Source organism: Streptomyces sp. NPDC007162 (assembly GCF_040634175.1).
Classification (GTDB): Bacteria; Actinomycetota; Actinomycetes; order Streptomycetales; family Streptomycetaceae; genus Streptomyces.
Map to the genome: position 1 here is coordinate 1 of NZ_JBEYFC010000162.1, position 17,465 is coordinate 17,465.

Annotated in this window: 14 protein-coding genes; 12 read left to right on the top strand and 2 right to left on the bottom strand. The window is 72.2% G+C overall.

The features are described 5' to 3' along the window. The 5 genes from ABZ646_RS20570 to ABZ646_RS20590 all read left to right on the top strand — a co-directional run. Window positions 1-478: zinc-binding dehydrogenase (locus tag ABZ646_RS20570; protein WP_360520574.1), on the top strand; the 478-nt coding region annotated here is incomplete at its 5' end. A gap of 126 nt (window positions 479-604) precedes the next feature. Further along, window positions 605-1,408 carry an alpha/beta fold hydrolase gene (locus tag ABZ646_RS20575; protein WP_360520577.1) on the top strand — a complete coding sequence of 268 codons (804 nt, stop codon included), beginning with the start codon at window positions 605-607 and terminating at the stop codon, window positions 1,406-1,408. Window positions 1,409-1,483: 75 nt separating this feature from the next. Next, entirely contained in the window at window positions 1,484-2,854 is a 1,371-nt protein-coding gene (gene ccrA / locus ABZ646_RS20580; protein ID WP_360520581.1) for a crotonyl-CoA carboxylase/reductase, read from the top strand. Window positions 2,855-2,972: 118 nt separating this feature from the next. Continuing rightward, entirely contained in the window at window positions 2,973-3,392 is a 420-nt protein-coding gene (gene panD, locus ABZ646_RS20585; protein WP_358982945.1) for an aspartate 1-decarboxylase, read from the top strand. 21 nt (window positions 3,393-3,413) lie between these two features. Next, a complete protein-coding gene (locus ABZ646_RS20590) occupies window positions 3,414-3,758 on the top strand; it encodes a GNAT family N-acetyltransferase (RefSeq protein WP_360520585.1) in 345 nt (114 codons plus the stop codon). A gap of 447 nt (window positions 3,759-4,205) precedes the next feature. On the opposite strand, the gene gndA is transcribed toward ABZ646_RS20590, so the two are convergent. After that, window positions 4,206-5,645, bottom strand: a complete 1,440-nt coding sequence (gene gndA / locus ABZ646_RS20595; protein WP_360520588.1) for an NADP-dependent phosphogluconate dehydrogenase — start codon at window positions 5,643-5,645, stop codon at window positions 4,206-4,208. A 354-nt stretch (window positions 5,646-5,999) separates the two neighbouring features. On the opposite strand from gndA, the gene ABZ646_RS20600 reads away from it, so the two are divergent. Further along, window positions 6,000-7,211: a transglycosylase family protein gene (locus tag ABZ646_RS20600; protein ID WP_360520591.1), complete on the top strand. Its 1,212-nt coding sequence runs from the start codon at window positions 6,000-6,002 to the stop codon at window positions 7,209-7,211. Here ABZ646_RS20600 and ABZ646_RS20605 read toward each other — a convergent pair. Further along, on the bottom strand, window positions 7,201-8,388 hold the full coding sequence (locus ABZ646_RS20605; protein ID WP_360520594.1) for a DMT family transporter: 1,188 nt from the start codon (window positions 8,386-8,388) through the stop codon (window positions 7,201-7,203). The genes ABZ646_RS20600 and ABZ646_RS20605 overlap by 11 nt on opposite strands. 228 nt (window positions 8,389-8,616) lie before the next feature. On the opposite strand from ABZ646_RS20605, the gene ABZ646_RS20610 reads away from it, so the two are divergent. The 6 genes from ABZ646_RS20610 to ABZ646_RS20635 form a co-directional block, all read left to right on the top strand. After that, on the top strand, window positions 8,617-9,396 hold the full coding sequence (locus ABZ646_RS20610) for an IucA/IucC family C-terminal-domain containing protein (protein WP_360520597.1): 780 nt from the start codon (window positions 8,617-8,619) through the stop codon (window positions 9,394-9,396). Window positions 9,397-9,434: 38 nt separating this feature from the next. Next, on the top strand, window positions 9,435-10,586 hold the full coding sequence (gene glgA, locus ABZ646_RS20615) for a glycogen synthase (RefSeq protein ID WP_360520612.1): 1,152 nt from the start codon (window positions 9,435-9,437) through the stop codon (window positions 10,584-10,586). A 116-nt stretch (window positions 10,587-10,702) separates the two neighbouring features. Continuing rightward, window positions 10,703-11,923, top strand: coding sequence for a glucose-1-phosphate adenylyltransferase (gene glgC / locus ABZ646_RS20620; protein WP_360520600.1), 1,221 nt, complete (start codon window positions 10,703-10,705; stop codon window positions 11,921-11,923). Window positions 11,924-12,070: 147 nt separating this feature from the next. Then, a complete protein-coding gene (locus ABZ646_RS20625) occupies window positions 12,071-14,392 on the top strand; it encodes a GH92 family glycosyl hydrolase (RefSeq protein ID WP_360520603.1) in 2,322 nt (773 codons plus the stop codon). Between the two features lie 148 nt (window positions 14,393-14,540). Continuing rightward, a complete protein-coding gene (locus tag ABZ646_RS20630) occupies window positions 14,541-15,872 on the top strand; it encodes a wax ester/triacylglycerol synthase family O-acyltransferase (RefSeq protein WP_360520606.1) in 1,332 nt (443 codons plus the stop codon). Window positions 15,873-16,290: 418 nt separating this feature from the next. After that, the coding region (locus ABZ646_RS20635) for an SDR family NAD(P)-dependent oxidoreductase (protein ID WP_360520609.1) at window positions 16,291-17,465 on the top strand (1,175 nt) is incomplete at its 3' end.

Sequence of the window (17,465 nt, forward strand, 5' to 3'; positions counted from 1 at the left end):
GACCGGTGCCGGCTCGCAGGGCCTGCTGCTGTGCCGGGCACTGGTCGAGCACGGGGTGACGGTGTACGTCCAGGAGCCCAACGCGGCCCGCCTTGAACGGGCTTGTTCCCTGGGCGCGCTGTCGGCGCCGCCGGGCGGCGAGACGTTCCCGTACCTCTTCGAGACCTCCGGCGCCTCCGGAGCCGTCGAGCAGGGGCTGCGGCGCCTCGCCCCGTACGGCACCGCCGTACTGATCGGCCTCGGCACCGCGCCGCTCGAGATCTCTCCCCGTGACCTGGTGGCCGGGCAGGTCACCCTCATCGGCAGCATGGTCTACGACCACCCCGGGGACTTCGCCCGGACCGTCGGCGCGCTGCGCTCACCGTCATCCTCCCCCCTGGGCGCGGTGGTCAGCGATGGCTACCCCCTGGACGACGTCGACGAGGCGTTCGCCGCGGCGGCCACCGCATCGGGCAAGGTGTGGGTCGACCTCGGGTGACCGGCTGAGGGGGGTGATAGGGGGTGCGAACGCCGCTCACGCACAGGGAGACTGTGACGCAGATGGTGACAGGTCAGCGTTCCCAGCGTGCTCCGTGGTTGTCCGTGGAAGGGACTTCTCAGCGACATGGCCGACCCGACCGAGCGGAACAGTGCGTGGATCCGCCGCTACCACCCCCGTTCCGACAGTGACGTCCGGCTGGTCTGTCTGCCCCACGCCGGCGGCTCCGCCTCCTTCTACCACCCGGTCTCGGCGGCGATGCCGCCCTCCGTCGACGTCGTGGCCCTGCAGTACCCGGGCCGGCAGGACCGGCGCGCCGAGCCCTGTGCGACCAGCATCGCCGAGCTGGCCGACGAGGCGGTGGCGGAACTGCTGCCCTGGGCGGACCGGCCACTGCTCTTCTTCGGGCACAGCCTCGGAGCGATCCTCGGCTTCGAGATCGCGCGCCGGCTGGAGAACGACCACGGCATCGTCCTGGGGGGCCTGTTCGTCTCCGCCCGACGTGCACCGTCCCGCGTCCGGGCGGAGACCGTGCACCTGCGGGACGACCAGGGCGTCCTCGCGGAGATACGCCGGCTGAACGGCACGGACGCGGGACTCCTCACCGATCCGGAGGTGCAGCGGATGGTGCTGCCGGCGATCCGCGCCGACTACCGGGCCATCGAGACCTACCGGTACGAGCCGGGGCCGAAGCTGCGGTGCCCGGTGGTGTGCCTGATCGGTGACGACGATCCCAAGGTGACCCTGGACGAGGCGCGGGCCTGGGCCGAGCACACCGAAGGGCCGTTCACGCTCCGGGTCTTCGCCGGCGGCCACTTCTACCTGTCGGCGCACCAGGCGCCGATCGTCGGACTGATCGCGGGGCACGCCGCGACGGCCGTACCCTCGGACACCCCTTATCCCACGGTGCAGGGCCCGACGACGGAGTAAGGGGGGTACCCCTCCTGCACGGGGCCCGAGAATCTGGGGTTCCCGCGCTGACCTCGTCACTTTAAGGTGCGGTACGTGGAAGACATGACCAGCGCGCTCCTTTCCGAGGACGTCACCCGGCAGGACTGGGCCGGTGTCCGGATTCCCGAATCCTTCCGCGGCATCGTCACCCGCAAGGACGAGACCGACCTCTTCGAGGGGGTGGACTCGGCCGACAAGGATCCGCGGAAGTCGCTCCACATGGCGGAAGTGCCGACCCCGTCGCCCGGCCCCGGTGAGGCGCTGGTGGCCGTGATGGCCTCCTCGGTCAACTACAACACCGTGTGGTCGGCCGTCTTCGAACCGCTGCCGACGTTCCGCTTCCTGGAGCGCTACGGCAGGCTCAGCGCGTCGGCCCGCCGGCACGACCTGCCCTACCACGTCCTGGGATCGGACCTGGCGGGCGTGGTGCTGCGCACCGGTCCGGGCGTCAACGTCTGGAAGCCCGGCGACGAGGTCGTCGCGCACTGCCTCAGTGTGGAACTGGAGTCCGCCGACGGCCACGGCGACACCATGCTCGACCCCGAGCAGCGCATCTGGGGCTTCGAGACCAACTTCGGCGGCCTGGCGGAGATCGCGCTGGTGAAGTCCAACCAGCTCATGCCCAAGCCCGCGCACCTGAGCTGGGAGGAGGCCGCCGCCCCCGGCCTGGTCAACTCCACCGCCTACCGCCAGCTGGTCTCCCGCAACGGCGCCCGGATGAAGCAGGGCGACAACGTCCTGGTCTGGGGGGCGAGCGGTGGCCTCGGCTCGTACGCCACGCAACTCGTCCTCGCCGGCGGCGCCACACCGGTCTGCGTGGTCTCCTCGCCGCAGAAGGCCGAGATATGCAGGAGGATGGGCGCCGAGGCCGTCATCGACCGCGACGCCGAGGACTACCGCTTCTGGCAGGACGCCCACACCCAGGACCCGAAGGAATGGAAACGGTTCGGCGGCCGCATCCGCGAGCTGACCGGCGGCGAGGACGTCGACATTGTCTTCGAGCACCCCGGCCGCGAGACCTTCGGCGCCAGTGTGTACGTCACGCGCAAGGGGGGCACCGTCGTCACCTGCGCGTCGACGTCCGGCTACGAGCACGTCTACGACAACCGGTACCTGTGGATGTCGCTGAAGCGCATCATCGGCTCGCACTTCGCCAACTACCGCGAGGCGTGGGAGGCCAACCGGCTGATCGCCAAGGGCAGGATCCACCCCACCCTGTCCAAGGTCTACTCCCTCCAGGACACCGGCCAGGCCGCCTACGACGTCCACCGCAACCTGCACCAGGGCAAGGTCGGCGTGCTGTGCCTGGCGCCCGAGGAAGGCCTGGGCGTGCGCGACGAGGAGACGCGGGCCCGGCACATCGAAGCCATCAACCGCTTCCGGGTCACTGAGGACCCGCCACCGGAGGAGACGGCCACTCCCTGACGACGGGTACTGCATCGATGTTCCTCGGGACCTTCGAGTTCGAGGAGTGCCGATGTACAGTGAACAACGCCCTTGACCTGCAAAAAGCAGGCAGGGAGCCGTCTTCCAGGAGTCCAAAGTGCTGCGTACTCTGTTCAAGTCCAAGATCCACCGCGCCACCGTCACCCAGGCCGACCTGCACTACGTGGGATCGGTGACCATCGACGCCGACCTGCTCGACGCCGCCGACCTGCTTCCCGGTGAGCTGGTCCACATCGTCGACATCACCAACGGGGCCCGGCTGGAGACCTACGTCATCGAGGGCGAGCGGGGCTCGGGGGTGGTCGGGATCAACGGTGCCGCCGCCCACCTCGTCCACCCCGGCGACCTGGTGATCATCATCAGCTACGCTCAGGTCACCGACGCCGAGGCGCGTACGTTTCGGCCGCGGGTCGTGCACGTCGACCGCGACAACCGGATCGTGGCGCTCGGTGCCGACCCGTCCGAGCCGGTACCGGGCTCGGACCAGGAGCGCAGTCCGCAGGCCGTAGCGGTCTGACGGGCCGACCAGGAGGGCGACATGAGCGACATCGAGATCCGCGACGACCGGGGGGCCGGCCGTCTGGAGGCGGTCGCCGACGGCGAAGTCGTCGGCCGCATCGAGTACTTCGTGCTGGAGTCGCCCTCCCGGGCCCTCGTCCCCGTGCACACCATCGTGGAACCGGAACACGAGGGGAAGGGCATCGCGGGCTCCCTCGCCCGCGAGCTGTACACGATCTCCGAGCGCGAGGACACCCCGGTGGCCCCGCTCTGCCCGTACGTCGTCAGGTGGGCCGAACGCCACCCGGACGTCGCCCCCACACCCGACCCCGAGCTGCTGCGCGCGGCGAAGGAGTGGCTGGTGGCCCACCCCGGCCGCTTCTGACAGCCGCACGCCTTCGCCCTGCGGGGTGGTTCGGGTGAGTGCTGGAGCCCGGGCCGGGTACGCGTGACAGTACACCAGAGGTGACATCGAGCCACTGGCGGAGGACGCCATGACGAACCCGCAGCCCGACCCCGTACCCCCCGGCCCCCCGCCCGGCCCGGGCCCCCGGCCGCCGGACCCCTATCCCAGCCCGGTCCCCGACCCGCAACCGCCTCCGGGCCCGGAACCGGCCCCCACGCCGCCGTATCCGGGCCCCGGGCCCACCCCGCCGTCCCCGGGCCCCGACCCCGCCCCGTCCCCGGTCCCGCCCGGCCCGGAGCCGACCCCCAGCCCCGAACCGGGCCCGCCCCTCACCTGACGGGCCTCGGACCTGCAGGTCCCCGGGAACGCGAAGGGCGCGGGGAGCCGCGAAACCGCAGCTCACCCGCGCCCCGGCGGCCGACGGCCCTACGCGCCGACCTCGCCGCGGTCCCCGCCCCACAGCGTGTGGAACGACCCCTCCCGGTCCACCCTGCGGTACGTGTGCGCTCCGAAGAAGTCCCGCTGGCCCTGCGTGAGAGCCGCGGGCAGCCGCTCCGCCCGCAGCGCGTCGTAGTACGCCAGCGCCGCCGAGAAGCCGGGCACCGCGACCCCCTGCCGGGTCGCCGCGATGATCACCTCGCGCCAGTCGTCCTGCGCGTCGGCGATCTCCCGGGCGAACGTCTCGTCGGACAGCAGGCTGGGCAGGTCGGCGCGGGCGTCGTAGGCCGCGCGGATCCGGTCCAGGAACGCCGCCCGGATGATGCACCCGCCCCGCCAGATCGCGGAGACCGCACCGAGGTCGATGTTCCAGTCGTACTCGTCGCTGCCCGCCTGGATCTCGTGGAAGCCCTGCGTGTACGACACGATCTTCGACGCGTACAGCGCCTGCTCCACCCGGTCGGCGAACGCCGCCGCCTCCGCCTCGGACAGCGGGGTCGGCTTCGGACCGGCCAGCTCGCGGGAGGCGGCGCGCAGGTCGGCATGGCCGGACAGGGAACGCGCGAACACCGCCTCGGCGATCCCCGACACCGGCACGCCCAGGTCGAGGGCGATCTGGACGGTCCAGCGGCCGGTGCCCTTCTGCTCGGCCTGGTCCACCACCACGTCCACGAACGGCTTCCCGGTCGCCGCGTCCACGTGGGCCAGCACCTCGGCCGTGATCTCGATCAGGTACGAGTCGAGCCGGCCGGTGTTCCAGGTGCGGAAGATCTCCGTGATCTGCTCGGGGGAGTACCCGGCGACATCGCGCAGCAGCTGGTACGCCTCGCCGATCAGCTGCATGTCGGCGTACTCGATGCCGTTGTGCACCATCTTCACGAAGTGCCCGGCGCCGTCGGGGCCGCAGTGCGTGACGCAGGGCGCGCCGTCCGCCGCCTTCGCCGAGATCTTCTCCAGCATCGGGCCCAGCGAGTCGTACGACTCCTTCGGCCCGCCCGGCATGATGCTCGGCCCGTGCAGCGCGCCCTCCTCGCCGCCGGAGACTCCCATGCCGACGAAGTGGATGCCCTGCTCCCGCAGCGCCTTCTCGCGCCGCCGGGTGTCGGCGAAGTGCGCGTTGCCACCGTCGATGATCATGTCGCCGGGCTCCAGGAGCGGGGCGAACTCCTCGATCACCGCGTCCGTGGGGGCGCCCGCCTTGACCATGATGACCAGTCGGCGCGGGCGCTCCAGCGCCTGGACGAACTCCTTCGCCGTCTCGGCCGCGATGAAGTCGCCCTCGTCCCCGAAGTTCTCCACCAGCTCGCGTGTCTTGGACACCGTGCGGTTGTGCAACGCCACCGTGTAGCCGTTGCGCGCGAAGTTCCGGGCGAGGTTGCGGCCCATGACCGCGAGACCCGTGACGCCGATCTGCGCCGAAGTGCTCATACCGCCTGCTCCTCAAAGATCGATGCGATCTTGTAGAACGTGCAAAAGGTGCTGCCGCCCCCGTGTCCGCCAGTATTGCCCAAAGGCCATCCTGACTCGCCGTCCGACCGGCCGCACACGCAGATACGGACGACACGGGGCCGACGCCTCAGTAACCACGGGAAAGGCCGTACCGGGCCCTTCGCCGGGACCGTGTGACCGACGAGACGTCAAGTCGCTTTGCGGATGGGGTGCTTCGCCCCATGACGGGCGTTTCCCCCCGGGCGTGAGGCGGCTGATTGCCGCCTTGTCATGGCCTGTTCGGGGCGCTTACTTTTGGCCCTTCCTGATGCGCGTGGCGAGGGGGCTTCAGACATGGCCGAACGCGGGCGGCACCGCCGGTACCAGCCGAACAGGATCAACCGGGCCTCACTCACCGTCACGGCGGGCGGCGCCGGGCTCGCGATCCCGCTCGCCGCCGCCGGGACCGCCACGGCGGCCTCCGTGACCACCTGGGAGAAGGTCGCCGCCTGCGAGTCCAGCGGCGACTGGCACATCAACACCGGCAACGGCTACTACGGCGGGCTCCAGTTCACCCAGTCCACCTGGGAGGCGTACGGCGGCACCCGGTACGCGCCGCGGGCCGACCTCGCGACCAGGGACCAGCAGATAGCCGTCGCGGAGAAGGTCCTCGACGGGCAGGGGCCGGGCGCCTGGCCGGTCTGCTCGGTGCGGGGCGGGCTGACCCGCGGCGGCGGCACACCCGACGTGCGCACCGGGCCCACGCACACCGGAAGCACGCACGTCGAGAGCACGCACACCGACAGCGCCCGCACCCTCCCCGCCAAGAGCTCGGTGCGGGACGTGCAGCCGCAGACCACGCCGCAATCCCGGGCAGGCAAGGCCGAGATGTACACCGTGGTGCGCGGCGACACGCTCTCCGGGATCGCCGACGAACACGACGTGACCGGGGGCTGGCACCGGCTGTACGCCGCCAACCGCGCGACGGTCGGCGCGGACCCGGACCTGATCCTGCCCGGGCAGCGGCTGAGCCTGACCGGCCGGGCCGCCAGGGCGGAGCAGCCGGCCGGCGGGGCCGAGGCGAAGCGGAAGGCCAAGACGAAGCCAGCGGCGAAGAGCCGTTCGAAGGCCGAGGCGAGGAAGACCCCCACCCACACCGGGCACTCCCTCGTCGCCCCGGTCGACGCCCCGGTCGGCACGCCGTACCACGCGTCCGGCTCGCACTGGTCGAAGGGCTACCACACCGGCGTCGACTTCCTCGCGCCCACCGGCACCTCCGTCAGGGCGATCGAGGCCGGGGAGGTCGTCACGGCGGGGTGGGGCGGCTCGTACGGCTACCAGGTGGTGATCCGGCACGCCGACGGCCGCTACTCGCAGTACGGCCATCTGTCGGCCATCTCCGTACGGGCCGGGCAGGGCGTCGCCACGGGCCAGCGGATAGGCCGCTCGGGAGCCACCGGGAACACCACGGGCCCGCATCTGCACTTCGAGGTGCGGACGGGGCCCGGATTCGGCTCGGACATCGACCCGGTCGCCTATCTCCGGGCCGGTGGCGTCAGGATTTGACGGATGTGACGCGCGTACGGCGCCGGTCCAGCAGGGCGCCGTGCACGTAGTCGGCGGCGGGCAGCAGGACGTCGGCCACGTCCGCCGCGGACGCCGTGCGCTGCTGCGGCATCGTGAGCGCGGGCGAACCCGCCTCGCCGCCGAGCACGCCGGACCCCGGCCGTCCCTCGACCGCACCGGCCTCCGCCGGAGCACCCCTCCCCGACACGACATCCGGGGGACCGTCCGGCACGGGACCGGCGTCCACCGCGACCGCCTCCGCCAGCTCCACCAGTGCCTCGACCAGGGGCTCGGGGGACGTCGCGGGTGCGCTTTGCGGCAGAGGCGTCGTGGGGGCCGGGTGCGGTGTGCTCTCGATGCGTTCGGTCGTCAGCAGGATCAGGCCACCCGCCGCGACCGCACCGCAGCCCAGCGCCAGCAGCGTGCCGGTCGCGCCGTAGCGGAACGCCTCGCCGAACATCGTGATGCCGACCGCCGCGGCCAGCACGGGGTTGACCACCGTCAGCGTGGCCAGCGGGGCGGCGAGGCCGCCGCCGCGGTAGGAGGCCTGGGAGATCATGACGCCCGCCACGGCGTAGGCGCCGATCACCGCCAGCCAGACCGCGTCGGCCGGGGCGATCCCGCCGTCCCAGTCGATCGCCACCACCTTGGTGAACACCGAGGACATGCCGAAGGCTATGCCGGACGCGGTGGCGAGCAGCACGCTGCGCACCGCCGGATGCCGGTGCACGGCCCGTCCCGCGATCATCAGCGCGACCACCGCCCCGCCGGTGACCAGCGCGACCCCGATCCGCCCCGCGGAGTCGAGGGTGTGCGAGTCGGAGGAGCCGACCAGGGAGAGCAGACCGGCGAGGCCGACGGTGGCCATGATCGCCCCGCGCCAGGCGGTGGTCCCGGCCCCGCGGCCCACGAACAGCGCCGCCATGGGCAGGGCGAACACGATGGTGAGCGCGCCCAGCGGCTGGACCAGGCTCAGCGGGCCGTAGGCCAGGGCCACGACGTGCAGCAGACCGCCGAGACCGTTGAGCGCCATCGCCCCCCACCAGCTCGGGCGCCGCAGCGGCGCGTACCGCCGGTCGGGGGAGGAGACCGCGACCTGCTCCTGCACGATCGCTCCGCCCGCGTAGGCGACGGCGGAGACGAAGGAGAGCAACACGGACAACGCGAGGGCGCTCATGCACGGCTCCTTCGCGTCATGCGCGGCCGGTTGGCCCCACGCGGTGATCGGTCGGCTTCCATGCACAACACTCTGCCCGCCCGGCTGCTTCCCGTCGTCGTACCTGAGCACCCAATGCGTCGTACTGCCGATGGAGTACGAAAGGACCCCGATCATCCCCAGGGTGGGTGACGCCGGGTGGAGGGCCGGGCGGTCGGAAGCCCGACGCTCCTGGTACTACTGCTGTCCGTGGACCTGGACCCCGCTCTCGCCGCGCTCCGTCCGCTCGGCGGCTTCTTCGTCCTGCGGACGCTCCACCCTGCGGCCACGGGCACCGCGGCGGCGCGGACCGACGCGCTGCCGACCCTCGCGAGAACCTACGCGACGGCCTTCGAGAAAGCCGCACCGGACGGCCGCCGCGATTCCCTCACCCACCGCGTCGGCACGGTCGGGGAGCGGCTACGGACCCCCGAGCCCAGGGTCGCCGCCTCCATCGCCCACCAGGCGCTGGCCGCCCGGCTGTGGTCCGTGGCCCTCGGCTGCGCCGCCCGGTACGGCCGCCTCCCCGACCTGGACCCCCGCCTGCTCCGCTGGGACACCGGCGCCACCGCCCCGGACGACCTCTGGCTCACCGAGGTGCGCGCGCTGCCCGGCGGCGCCGGACCGGCCACCCTCGTGGACGCCGTCGTACACGGCCATCTCGAACCCCTGGCCGCGGCCCTGCGCGCCCGTTACGGCGTCGCCGCCGGCCTGCTGTGGGGCAACGCGGGCTCGGCGCTGGCCGGCGCCGCCCGCGAACTGGACCGCCGCGCCCGCGCCGACGGCGACCCGGACCTCGCCCATCGTGCCCGCGCCCTCACCTCGGCCCTGTTCGCGCACCCGCGGCTGAACCCCACCGGCACCCGTACCGGACTGTCCTTCCGCCGTCGCAGCTGCTGCCTCTACTACCGGGTACCGGGCGGCGGGATCTGCGGTGACTGTTGTTTCACACAACCACCGCGCCCTTCCCCGCGCGCCGCTTCTGGGTGACCATGGACCAACCGGCCGTCAAGAGCGAGGGGTTGCGGGTGCGAGTCGGACTGCTGACCCGGGAGTACCCCCCGGACGTGTACGGCGGTGCAGGTGTTCACGTGGAGTTCCTCGCCCGGGAGTTGCGGCCCCTGGTCGACCTGGAGGTGCACTGCTGGGGGGAGGGCCGCGGCGTCGGCGTGGTCCGGCACCGCCCCTGGTCCGCCCTGGACACCGCCAACGACGCGCTGCGCACCTTCTCCGTGGACCTCGCCATGGCCGCGGGACTCGAAGGCCGCGATCTCGTCCACTCCCACACCTGGTACGCCAACCTCGCCGGTCACGTGGCCAAGATGCTGTACGGCGTCCCGCACGTGGTGACCGCGCACTCCCTGGAGCCGCTGCGCCCCTGGAAGGCCGAGCAACTCGGCGGCGGTTACGCGCTGTCCAGCTGGGCGGAGCGCAGCGCGATCGAGGCCGCCGACGCCGTGATCGCCGTCTCCGGGGCCATGCGGGAGGACATCCTCGCCTGCTACCCGGCTCTCGAACCGGCGAAGGTCCACGTCGTGCACAACGGCATCGACACCGCCCTGTACCGGCCGGACCACGGCACCGACGTCCTCACCCGGACCGGCATCGACCCGAACCGCCCCTACGTGCTGTTCGTCGGCCGGATCACCCGCCAGAAGGGCGTCCCGCATCTGCTGCGCGCCGTACGGGACATCGACCCCGCGGCGCAGGTCGTGCTGTGCGCCGGGGCGCCCGACACGCCGGAGATCGACCGGGAGTTCCGCGAGCTCTTCGAGGAGCTCAGCCGGGTCCGCGAGGGCGTGCACTGGATCCCCCAGATGCTGCCGCGCGCCGACGTCGTCCAACTGCTCACCCACGCGGCCGTGTTCGCCTGCCCCTCGGTGTACGAGCCGCTCGGCATCGTCAACCTGGAGGCGATGGCCTGCGGCACGCCCGTCGTGGCGTCCCGGGTCGGCGGCATCCCCGAGGTCGTCGAGGACGGCCAGACCGGCCTGCTGGTCGATCTCGACGACGACTTCGAAGCGGGCCTTGCGCGAGCGCTGGACACGGTGGTCGGCGACCGGGAGACGGCCCGGCGGATGGGTGAGGCCGGACGGGAGCGCGCGGTGGGCGAGTTCGGCTGGGACGCGGTGGCGAGACGCACGGTCCTGCTGTACGAGGAGATCCTGAAGCAGGCGTGATCAGAGATCCTCGAACAGCCGTAACGAACAAGCCGCCTGCTCGACGTGATCCCGGTGCAGGCTTAGCAGATGTGCTCCGAGGGCAGGCATGGAGCACCAGGGTGAGGGGAGCGGCCATGCGTCGTGGTGGGCCTTCGGTACTCGGGATCGTGCTGGCCGGAGGGGAGGGCAAACGCCTGATGCCGCTGACCGCGGACCGGGCCAAACCAGCTGTCACCTTCGGCGGTACCTACCGCCTGGTCGACTTCGTCCTGTCCAACCTGGTCAACGCGGACGTGCTGCGCATCTGCGTGCTGACCCAGTACAAGTCGCACTCGCTGGACCGGCACATCACCACCACCTGGCGGATGTCCAGTCTGCTCGGCAACTACGTCACTCCGGTCCCGGCGCAGCAGCGGCTCGGCCCGCGCTGGTACCTGGGCAGCGCCGACGCCCTCCTGCAGTCCCTCAACCTCGTCAACGACGAACAGCCCGAGTACGTGGCGGTGTTCGGTGCCGACCACGTCTACCGCATGGACCCCCGGCAGATGCTCCAGCAGCACATCGAGGGCGGCGCCGGGGTCACGGTCGCGGGCATCCGCGTCCCGCGCGCCGAGTCCTCGGCGTTCGGTGTGATCACGCCGGGCTCGGACGGCCGGACGATAGAGACCTTCCTGGAGAAGCCCGCCGACCCGCCCGGCCTGCCGGACGCCCCGGACACCGTGTTCGCCTCCATGGGCAACTACATCTTCACCACCAAGGCCCTGATCGAGTCGCTGCACCGGGACGCCGAGGACGACGACTCGGTGCACGACATGGGCGGTTCGATCCTGCCCCAGCTCACCGCCCGCGGCGAGGCCCAGCTCTACGACTTCGGCACCAACCACATCCCCGGCGAGACCAGCCGCGACCGCGGCTACTGGCGGGACGTCGGCACCCTCGACGCGTACTACGACGCGCACATGGACCTGATCGCGGAGCGCCCGGCCTTCAACCTCTTCAACCGCAACTGGCCCATCTACACCCACTCCTACCAGCTCTCCCCGGCCCGTTTCAACGCCGGCGGGATGGCGAGCGAGTCGATCATCAGCGCGGGCTGCCTGATCCGCGGCCAGGTCACCCGGTCCGTGCTGTCACCGGGCGTGCGCGTCGACCCGGGCGCGGTGGTCCAGGGGTCGATACTGCACGACAACGTGGTCGTGGGACGGGGCGCGGTGGTGCGCGGCGCGGTCCTCGACAAGAACGTGGAGGTCCCGCCCGGCGCCACGATAGGCGTCAACCCGGAGCGGGACGCCGAGCTGTACACCGTCTCCAAGGGCGGGGTCATCGCCCTCGGGAAGGGGCAGCTGGTCTCGTAGTCACGGATCCGCCACGGGCCCGGCGCCGTTCGCGCCGGGCCCAACTCGTATGCGACGCGCCGGACGTGAAAACCCCTATTTGCCGGGCTTTGCGGTCTTTCCCCCTCACGATGCAGACAGCGATGTCGAACTTCGGAGGTCATCGACATGAGAGGGACCCGGCGCACACGGCTGTGCCTCGCCGGGGTGCTGACAGCGTCCGCGCTGTTCACCGCCCCCGCCGCGGGGGCCGCCGATCCGACCGACGGCCACCTCACCGACCTGGTGAACCCCTTCATCGGCAGCCAGGACGAGGGCAACACCTTCCCCGGCGCGGCCGTGCCCTTCGGCATGGTGCAGTTCTCCCCGGACACCGGGCACAGCACCGGCTACGACTACTCCCAGCACCGGATCCGCGGCTTCTCCCTGGTCCACCTCTCCGGCGTCGGCTGTGCCATCGGCGGCGACCTGCCCGTGCTGCCGACCACGGGGGACGTCACGCAGACGGACTACGCCCGGTACGCCGCCGGGTTCAACCACGCCGACGAGCAGGCGAGCCCCGGCTACTACCGCGTCGGCCTCGACTCCGGTGTCCGGGCCGAGCTGACGGCGACCGCCCGCACCGGCGTGCAGCGCTACACCTTCCCGGCCACCGGCAAGGCGAACGTCCTGCTCAACGCGGCCCAGGCGCTGCACAGGCCGGTGAGCAGCGAGGTCGAGATCCTCGACGACCACACCGTCCGCACCAGGATCACCGGCCACGGCTTCTGCCGGGACACCGCCCCCTACACCGTCTACACGGTCACCCGCTTCAGCCGCCCCTTCACCGGCTACGGCACCTGGCGCGGCGCCGCGGTCACCCCCGGCTCCCGGACCGGAGCCGACGGCGCCTACGTGCGCTTCGACACCACCGGGGACCGTACCGTCGAGGCGACCACCGCCCTGTCGTACGTCGACGCGCGCGGTGCCGAGGCCAATCTCCGCGCCGAGGGCGGCCGTTCGTTCGACACGGTACGACGGCAGGCCCGGGACGCCTGGGAGCGGCGGCTCGCCGGCATCCGGGTCAGGGGTGGCGGTCCCGCCCTCCGCCGCACCTTCTACTCGTCCCTGTACCGCAGTTTCCTCGCGCCGAGCGTCGGCGAGGACGCCGACGGCCGCTACACCGGCTGGGACCGCCGCATCCACCGCGCCCGGGGCTTCACCTACTACCAGAACTGGTCGCTCTGGGACACCTACCGCACCCAGGCCCAGCTGCTCGCCCTGCTCGCCCCGAGCGAGGCCCGCGACATGGCCCTGTCCGTGCTGAAGATCGACGAGGAGGGCGGCTGGCTGCCCCGCTGGGGCTACGGCACGGTCGAGACGAACATCATGACCGGCGACCCGGTCACCCCCTTCCTGACCACGGCCTACCAGACGGGGCTGCTCAAGGGGTACGAGGAGCGCGCCTACCGGGCGCTGAAGAAGAACGCCGACGGCGTGCCGCCCGCCGCCAACCCCGGCATCGGCCGCGAGGCCAACGCCGAGTACCTGGCGAACGGCTTCGCGCCCTACCTCAAGGGCCGGCCGCACGCCAAGGTCGGCGACTCCGACTACGACCACGGGGCCTCCGTCACCCTGGAGTACGCCCTCTCCGACGCGATGCTCGGCCAGATGGCCCGGGACCTCGGCCACACTGCGGACGCGGCCCGCTACGCCACCCGGGCCCAGAACTACCGCAACGTCTTCGATCCCTCCACCGGCTTCTTCCGCGCCCGCGACGGCCAGGGCGTCTTCACCGGCAACCCCGACCCGGCCCGCGGCATCGGCTTCCACGAGGGCACCGCCTGGCAGTACCAGTGGCTCGTCCCGCAGGACCTGCCCGGCGTGATCTCCCTGATCGGCGGCGAGGACGCCACCAACCGGCGGCTCGACTCCTTCTTCGCCTACGGCAGGCTCCTCGCCGATCCGGTCAGGACCGCCCGCGAGGTCTGGGTGCACGGCGACGCGTACACCTACTACAACGCGGCCGTCTACAACCCGATGAACGAGCCCGACCTCATCGCCCCCTACACCTACCTCTCCACCGGCCGGCCCTGGCAGACCACCGACGTCGTGCACGCGGCCCTGACCCTGTTCACCGACGGGCCGACCGGGATGACCGGCAACGACGACCTCGGCACCATGTCCGCCTGGAACGTGCTGTCGTCCGTCGGCCTCTTCCCGGTCCAGCCGGGGTACGGCACCTGGGGCCTGTCCACGCCCGTCTTCGACCGCGTCGACGTCCACCTCGACCGCCGCTGGTGGCCGAGCGGCGGCTTCACGGTGACCGCGCCCGGCACCTCCGCCACCGACCGCTACATCCAGCGGGCCCGCAGGGACGGATCCGACTACGGCCGCACCTACCTGACGAACGGTTCGCTGCGGTCCCTGCGGTCACTGGCGTTCACGGTCGGCCCGCGCCCGTCGGAGTGGGGTACGTCACCCGAGGCGGCGCCACCGCCGCTGAAGTGACCTCTGCCGTCCCTTGAGGCCCGCCTCTTTCGGGGGAGGCGGGACTTAATCTGCTGTTAACTGAGCGTAGCGTGATCGTACTTGACCGTAATCGGGTGTCGGCGTTTGACTGCTGATCCACCCTCCGTCGACGCGAGGCGTCCCTTTGATGACTGCGACTGCTGACCTGCTCGCCCCTCTCGATCTGGCGTTCTGGAACATCGAGTCCGACCGGCACCCGATGCACCTGGGCGCGCTCGGTGTGTTCTCGGCGCACTCGCCGACGGCCGGTGCGCACGCCGCCGACCTGCTCGCGGCCCGCGCGGCCGCCGTGCCCGGTCTGCGCATGCGCATCAGGGACGTCTGGCAGCCGCTGGCGTTCGGCGGCGCCGCGCGTGAGACCGACCCGGACTTCGACCCCCTCAACCACGTCCGGCTGCACGCACCCACCGGCGACTTCCAGGCGGCCGCGGGCCGGCTGATGGAACGTCCGCTGGAGCGCGGCCGGCCGCCGTGGGAGGCGCATGTGCTGCCCGGCGAGGACGGCGTGTCCTTCGCGGTGCTGTTCAAGTTCCACCACGCCCTCGCCGACGGGCTGCGCGCCCTCAAACTGGCCGCCGGTGTCATGGACCCGCTCGACCTGCCCGAGCGCTCCCCCCGCCCCATCGAGGCACCCCGGCCCCTGCTGGCGCTGCCGGACGTGCGCAGGATGCCCGAGCTGGTGCGCGGCGCCCTCTCGGACGTGGGCCGGGCCCTGGACATCGGGGCCTCCGTCGCCCTGTCCGCGCTCGGCGTGAGCTCGTCCACCGCGCTGCGGTCCGAGCCCACCGGCACCCGCAGCATCGCCGGGGTCGACCTCGACATCGACGACGTGCACCGTGTCCGCAAGGCGGTCGGCGGCACCGTCAACGACGTGCTCATCGCCGTCGTCGCCGGGGCGCTGCGCCGCTGGCTGGAGGAGCGCGGCGACGGCACGGTGGGCGTCGCGCCGCGCGCCCTGATCCCCGTGTCCAAGCGCCGTCCGCGCAGCGCCGCCCCACAGGGCAACCGGCTCTCCGGGTACCTGATACGGCTTCCGGTCGACAACCCCGACCCGCTCGCCCGCCTTGACCGCGTCCGCACGGCGATGGTCCGCAACAAGGACGCCGGCCCCAACCGGGGCGCCGGTGCCGTCGCCCTGCTCGCCGACCACGTGCCGGCGCTCGGGCACCGGCTCGGCGGGCCGCTCGTCGGCCAGGCCGCCCGGCTCTGGTTCGACATCCTGGTCACCAGCGTGCCGCTGCCCGGCCTCGGCCTGCGCCTGGGCGGCCACCCGCTCACCGCCGTCTACCCGCTGGCCCCGCTCGCGCCCGGCCAGTCCCTCGCCGTCGCCGTCTCCACCTACCGCAACCAGGTCCACTACGGCCTGGTGGCCGACGCGACGGCCGTCCCCGACCTCGACGTACTCGCCCGCGCGGTGACCGACGAGGTGGACGCCCTGATGGAGGTGTGCGACTGCTGAGGGAGGCCCGGCCCTGACTCCGGGGACCGCGACCAGGCCGCGAAGCCCCGGGCCCCGCCACGAGACCGCCGAACGACGCCCGCCGCGGGCAGCGGGACTGCCGGACGGTCTCCGTGGCCTGCGGCGGGGGAGTAATGAGGCCCCCCGGAGTCCGTGGTTTCGGGGTGTGGCTGCCGAACGGTGGTCGCCGTGGGGCGGGGCCGCCGGATGGCTTTCGGGTTCGTGGTGTGGTCGTAGTGTCGCCCGTGGCCGGGCGGTGCCCGGCCTCCGGGGTTCGGCGCGGCGGCTTCCGTGGGCCCCTTCCCCGCTCCGTCATTCGGGCGGGTTTGGTCCTTCGGGCCGGCGCTCCGTAAAATTCCCCGTTCGAAAGCGGGCGCGAGTCGGAGCGCCGCTGGTGGATCAGGGAAGCGGCGGCGCGATGACGGTGACACAGGACGGCCCGGCGGCCGAGGACGCGGTGGACGTGGTGGACGCGATCGTCCACGGTCCCGGTATCGACCCCGAGCGGCTCGCCGTCTGCCTCAGCGTCCTGGAGGAACTGGACAGGCTGGAGGTCGACCACCCGGACGCCATCGCGGTGCGCCGGGCCACGGCCGGCGTCTACCGCACGGTCAAGCAGCGCCGGCGCCAGGAGCGGCGGGCTGCCAAGACCGCCCACGACAAGGCGGTCACCGAGGCCACCGCGACCGGCTCCGCCCAGCGCATCGACGACGAGACCGAGGGCCTGCTGCCCTCCTCGCGGACCGACGAGGGCCGGGTCGCCGGCATACTCCAGCGGCCGCGATCGTGCTACACCTGCAAGACCCGCTACGTCGAGGTCGACTACTTCTACCACCAGCTCTGTCCGGACTGCGCCCGGCTGAACCGCGCCAAGCGCGACGCCCGCGCCGACCTGACCGGCAAGCGCGCCCTGCTCACCGGCGGCCGCGCCAAGATCGGCATGTACATCGCGCTGCGGCTGCTGCGCGACGGCGCGCACACCACGATCACCACCCGCTTCCCGAAGGACGCCATCCGCCGCTTCAAGGCGATGGAGGACTCCGCGGACTGGCTGCACCGCCTGGAGGTGGTCGGCATCGACCTGCGCGACCCCGCCCAGGCCGTGGCCCTCGCGGAGCAGGTCACCGCGGCGGGCCCGCTGGACATCCTGATCAACAACGCGACCCAGACCGTACGCCGGCTGCCCTCCGCGTACGCGGCCCTGGTCGAGGGCGAGAGCGCCCCGCTGCCCGCCGGCGAACTCCCCGCCCACCACGTCGTCGGCGCCTTCAACTCGGGCGCCGTGGACGGCATCGCCGCGCTCCCGGTCGGCACCAGCGGCCTCGACGCGCAGAAGGTCGCCGACCTCGCGCTCGTCGCGGGCAACGCCAGCGTCGCCCGGCACCTCGACGGCACCGCCATCGACGCGGGCGGCCTCGTCCCGGACGTCGTCGAGACCAACACCTGGGTGCAGACCATCGACCAGATCTCCCCGGTGGAGCTCCTGGAGACCCAGCTCTGCAACTACACCTCGCCGTTCATCCTGATCAGCGCGCTGCACCCGGCCATGGTCCCGACCCCGGCACCTACACGATCTCCAAGACCCTGGCGTCC